Here is a 4,235-nt window from a genome sequence, read left to right as displayed (position 1 = left end):
CGGGTCGCCACGCACTGCACCGAGGCGGACGTGTCGCTGCAGCACTTCGCCGCCGCCCGCGACCTCGGCATGGAGACCGTCGGGTGCGCATGACGGACGACGAGAAGATCTCGATGCTGGCGTCGGACGATCCGTTCGGCGGGCCGCTCGGCGGCTTCTCCGAGAACGCGCACGCCGACACCGCCGACGGGATCGAGCGGCTCGGCATCCCCCCGGTCCGCATGGCCGACGGCCCGGCCGGCGTCCGGCAGGGCAGGGCGACGGCACTGCCCGCGCCGATCGCGCTCGCGGCCGCCTTCGACCCGCGGGCGGCCCGCCTGTACGGCGGGACGGTCGCGTGGGAGGCCAGGCACCGCGGGAACGACCTGGTATTCGGCCCGACCGTGGACGTCCTGCGCACGCCCCGCAACGGCCGGACGTTCGAGGGCTTCGGCGAGGAGCCCTACCTGTCGGCGACCCTCGGCGTCCCGTGGATCCAGGGCGCCCAGGCGCAGGGCGTGATGACCTCGGTCAAGCACATGGCCGTCTACACGCAGGAGACCGACCGGCTGTCGCTCGGCATGAACGTCGACCCGCGCACGCTCCGCGAGATCTACCTGCCGCCGTTCGAGGCGGCGGTGAAGGACGCGGGCGCCGCGACGGTGATGTGCGGGTTCGGCAGGCTGAACGGCCGGTGGGCCTGCCAGGACGACGCCGTCCTCAACGGGATCCTGCGGTCGGAGTGGGGGTTCACGGGGTTCGTCCCGTCCGACCACACCGCCGCGCAGGACGCCGCCGGCGCCGCCAACGGGGGGCTGGACATGGAACTGCCCTTCGGCATGAAGTACAACGCGTTCCTGCTGAAGCTCGCCCTCGCCCAGAAGAAGGTCACGCGGGCCGCCGTCGACGCGCACGTGCGCAACATCCTGCGGACGATGTTCAGGTTCGGGGTGTTCGACCGGCAGGCGTACCCCAACGACCTCGGCCGCGCCGACCGGACGGCGAGCCGCGACGCCGCCCGGGTCATCGAGGAGGGCGGGATCACGCTGCTGAAGAACGACGGCGTCCTCCCGCTCCGGGCCCCGAGGTCGATCGCGCTGATCGGGCGGGCCGCCCGGCAGAGCCCGAGCGGCTTCGGCTCGGCGAAGGTCGTCCCCTTCGCGACCGTGAGCGCGCAGGACGGCGTCTCCCGCCGCGCGGGTTCCGGAACCAGGGTGACCTACCACGACGGCGACGACCGCGCGGGCGCCGCCGCCACGGCCCGCACCGCCGACCTCGCCATCGTGTTCGCCACCGACGGCCAGGGCGAGTTCTTCGACAAGTCATGCCTGACGCTGCGCTGCGGGGAGCCGCTCAGAGGCGATCAGGACGGGCTGATCTCCGAGGTCGCCAAGGCCAACCCCAACACGGTCGTCGTGCTGAACACGGGCGGACCCGTGCTGACGCCCTGGGCCGGGCAAGTGAGGGGCATTCTCGAAGCCTGGTACCCCGGCCAGGAGGGAGGGGACGCCCTGGCGCGCGTCCTGTACGGGGACGTGGATCCCGGCGGACGGCTTCCGGTGACGTTCCCCGTCAACGAGAACGACGCGCCCGCGTCCGGGAACCCGGTGCAGTACCCCGGCCTCAACGGGAACACCACGTTCTCCGAAGGAGTCATGGTCGGCTACCGGCATTACGACGCGAGGGGCATCACGCCTCGTTTCCCGTTCGGGCACGGCCTGTCCTACACCACGTTCGCCTACAGCGGACTGGTCGCGACCGCCAAGTCCGTGCAGGTGACGGTCACCAACACCGGGCGCCGCGCCGGCGTCGCCGTGCCGCAGATGTACATCGGCATGCCGTCGCCGGGCGCGGAGGTCCCGCAACCGCCCAGGCAGCTCAAGGGATACGCGAAGGTCGCCCTCTCTCCCGGACGGAGCGCGAAGGTGACGTTCCCGCTGTCGTCGCGCTCGTTCGCCTACTGGAACCAGAAGGCGAAGGCGTGGAAGGTCGCCGCCGGCTGCTACAAGATCATGGTGGGCGAGTCGTCCCGGCGGATCGCCGCCTCCACCGCGCTCGGGACGTGCCGCTGACGGCGAAGATCGCAGTTCCCCTGCCCTTCGTCCCGATTACACGGTACAAAGGGGGAGATCTTCGTCCGCCCCCCGCCGAGTCGGAGTCCTCAGTGCAGCACGACACCTCCCGCGGGAGGACGGATCCCCATCCCCCGCGTTCCTCCTCGAACCGCCCCGCCCGCGCCGCCCGCGCCGGGCAGCCCCACGGCACGCACGCCGGCCGCCCGGCCAAGCCGCACCCCGGTCCGGGCCGCGTCCCGGCCCGGACCGCGCACGGCCGCGACCACCGGTCCGGCGCCCCTCTCGGCCCCGACGACCCGCGCGGCCTCGGCGACTACACGCTGGTCGGGCGCCTCGGCGAGGGCGGCCAGGGCGTCGTCTACCTCGGCCGGGACGGCGACGGCGAGCTCGTCACCGTCAAGCTGCTGCGCGGCGGCGTGGCGGCCGGGCAGCGGGCGCGCAGCCGCTTCGCCAAGGAGGCGGACGCGGCCCTGCGGGTGTCCGGGCGGCACACCGCGCGCGTCCTGGACGCCGACATGACCGGCGACCGCCCCTACATCGTCAGCGAGTTCGTCGAGGGGCCCTCGCTCCAGCACGTCGTCGCCGACCGCGGCCCGCTCTCCGCGCCGCGGCTCCGCAAGCTCGCGCTGCGCACCGCCGCCGCGCTGGCGGCGATCCACCGCGCCGGGATCGTGCACCGCGACTTCAAGCCCGGCAACGTGCTGCTCGGCCCGGACGGCGCCAAGGTCATCGACTTCGGCATCGCCCGCACCGCCGACGCGACCCCGCTGACCACCGGCCCGGTCGGGACGCCCGCCTACATGGCGCCCGAGCAGATCGAGGACGAGCCGGTCGGGCCGCCCGCCGACGTGTTCGCGTGGGGTGCCACGATGGTGTTCGCCGCGACGGGGCGCCCGCCGTTCGGCACCGGGCCGAGCGCGGCCGTCATGCGGCGCGTGACGTCGCGCAGGCCGGACCTCGGCGACATGCAGGGCCCGCTGCGCGACCTCGCGGCCCGCTGCCTGGACAAGAACCCCGCCGCGCGCCCGACCGCGTCGCAGATCGTCCGGGCGCTGCGCGAGGGCCAGGCCCCGGCGCCGAAGCCGCGCCCGACGCGGATCCCGCGCTACCGGTGGCGGATGATGGTCGCGCTCGGGGGCGTCGTGGCCGCCGGGTTCCTCCTCGGCGTCCTCACCTGACCCGCGCCGCCGCTCACCAGTGCGGCGGGCGGTCCTCCAGCAGGCGCGCGTCGTCGTCGCCGGCGCGCCACTCGCCCCACCCGGCGTCGGTGTCGTCGGACGTCTGGTCCGGCAGGACGTCGAGGTCGTCGTCGAGGTCGACCACGCGGTCGTCGTCGGGTCCCACGTTCATGATCCCCATTGTCGGCGACGGGACGGCGGCTCGCACCGTGATCCGCGTCAAACCGTGCCGAGCGGCCGAGCCGCCAGGCGCCGCGCGAACTGCGCGGCGGCGGCGCCCGGATCGTCGGCCTCGGTGATCGCCCGGACCACCACGACGCGCTCCGCCCCCGCGGCGACGACCTCGTCCAGGTTGCCGAGGTCGATGCCGCCGATCGCGAACCACGGCCGCGCGACGCGCTGCGCCGCGACGTACTCCAGCAGCTTCGGGCCGGGGGCGGGCCGGCCGGGCTTGGTCGGCGTGGGCCACACCGGGCCCGCGCAGAAGTAGTCGGCGCCGGGCTCGGCGGCCGCCGCCGACGCCTGCTCGCCGGAGTGCGTCGACCGGCCGATCAGCATGTCGCCGCCGACGATCGCGCGGGCGGCGGGCACCGGCAGGTCGTCCTGGCCGAGGTGCAGCACGTCCGCGCCGACCGCGTGCGCGATGTCGGCCCGGTCGTTGACGGCCAGCAGCGCACCGTGCCGCTCGCACGCCGCCCGGAACACCTCCAGGTAGGCGGTCTCCTGGCGGGCCTCCAGGCCCTTCTGGCGGAGCTGGACGATGTCGACTCCGCCCGCGAGCACGGCGTCGAGGAAGGCCGGGAGGTCTCCCTGGCGCTCCCGCGCGTCCGTGCAGAGGTAGAGGCGGGCGCGGCTCAGCCGGGCGCGCAGCGCTACGGCGCGCTCGGTGGGGAGGTGCCTGGACACGGCCGGGGAACGTCCTTTCGGCGCCGTCCCATGCTCGGCCAGGTGACGACGCAGCAGCCGGACGAGTTCAGGCGGGATGGGGACGGGCCGAGCGATT

General features: G+C 74.5%; 4 protein-coding genes. 2 read left to right on the top strand and 2 right to left on the bottom strand.

Annotated elements, in window-relative coordinates; translation table 11 throughout:
- Positions 1 to 89 precede the first annotated feature (89 nt).
- Both AB0K37_RS40555 and AB0K37_RS40550 read left to right on the top strand, forming a co-directional pair.
- Positions 90 to 2,051 carry a glycoside hydrolase family 3 C-terminal domain-containing protein gene (locus AB0K37_RS40555; protein ID WP_363991139.1) on the top strand — a complete coding sequence of 654 codons (1,962 nt, stop codon included), beginning with the start codon at positions 90 to 92 and terminating at the stop codon, positions 2,049 to 2,051.
- Positions 2,052 to 2,143: 92 nt separating this feature from the next.
- Positions 2,144 to 3,232 (top strand): serine/threonine-protein kinase, encoded by a 1,089-nt coding sequence (locus AB0K37_RS40550; RefSeq protein WP_363991133.1) that lies wholly within the window; start codon positions 2,144 to 2,146, stop codon positions 3,230 to 3,232.
- A 13-nt stretch (positions 3,233 to 3,245) separates the two neighbouring features.
- On the opposite strand, the gene AB0K37_RS40545 is transcribed toward AB0K37_RS40550, so the two are convergent.
- Entirely contained in the window at positions 3,246 to 3,404 is a 159-nt protein-coding gene (locus tag AB0K37_RS40545) for a hypothetical protein (RefSeq protein WP_363991131.1), read from the bottom strand.
- Between the two features lie 47 nt (positions 3,405 to 3,451).
- Positions 3,452 to 4,138 carry a thiamine phosphate synthase gene (gene thiE / locus AB0K37_RS40540; RefSeq protein WP_363991136.1) on the bottom strand — a complete coding sequence of 229 codons (687 nt, stop codon included), beginning with the start codon at positions 4,136 to 4,138 and terminating at the stop codon, positions 3,452 to 3,454.
- Between the last annotated feature and the right edge of the window lie 97 nt (positions 4,139 to 4,235).

This window comes from Actinomadura sp. NPDC049753 (assembly GCF_040674655.1).
GTDB lineage: Bacteria > Actinomycetota > Actinomycetes > Streptosporangiales > Streptosporangiaceae > Spirillospora > Spirillospora verrucosospora.
Note: the sequence above shows the minus strand (reverse complement) of the source record. Positions and strands in the feature narration are given on the sequence as shown.

Coding starts and splice junctions, on each gene's coding strand:
- AB0K37_RS40555 (WP_363991139.1), top strand. CDS start 90: ATGACGGACGACGAGAAGATCTCGATGCTGGCGTCGGACGATCCGTTC.
- AB0K37_RS40545 (WP_363991131.1), bottom strand. CDS start 3,404: ATGAACGTGGGACCCGACGACGACCGCGTGGTCGACCTCGACGACGAC.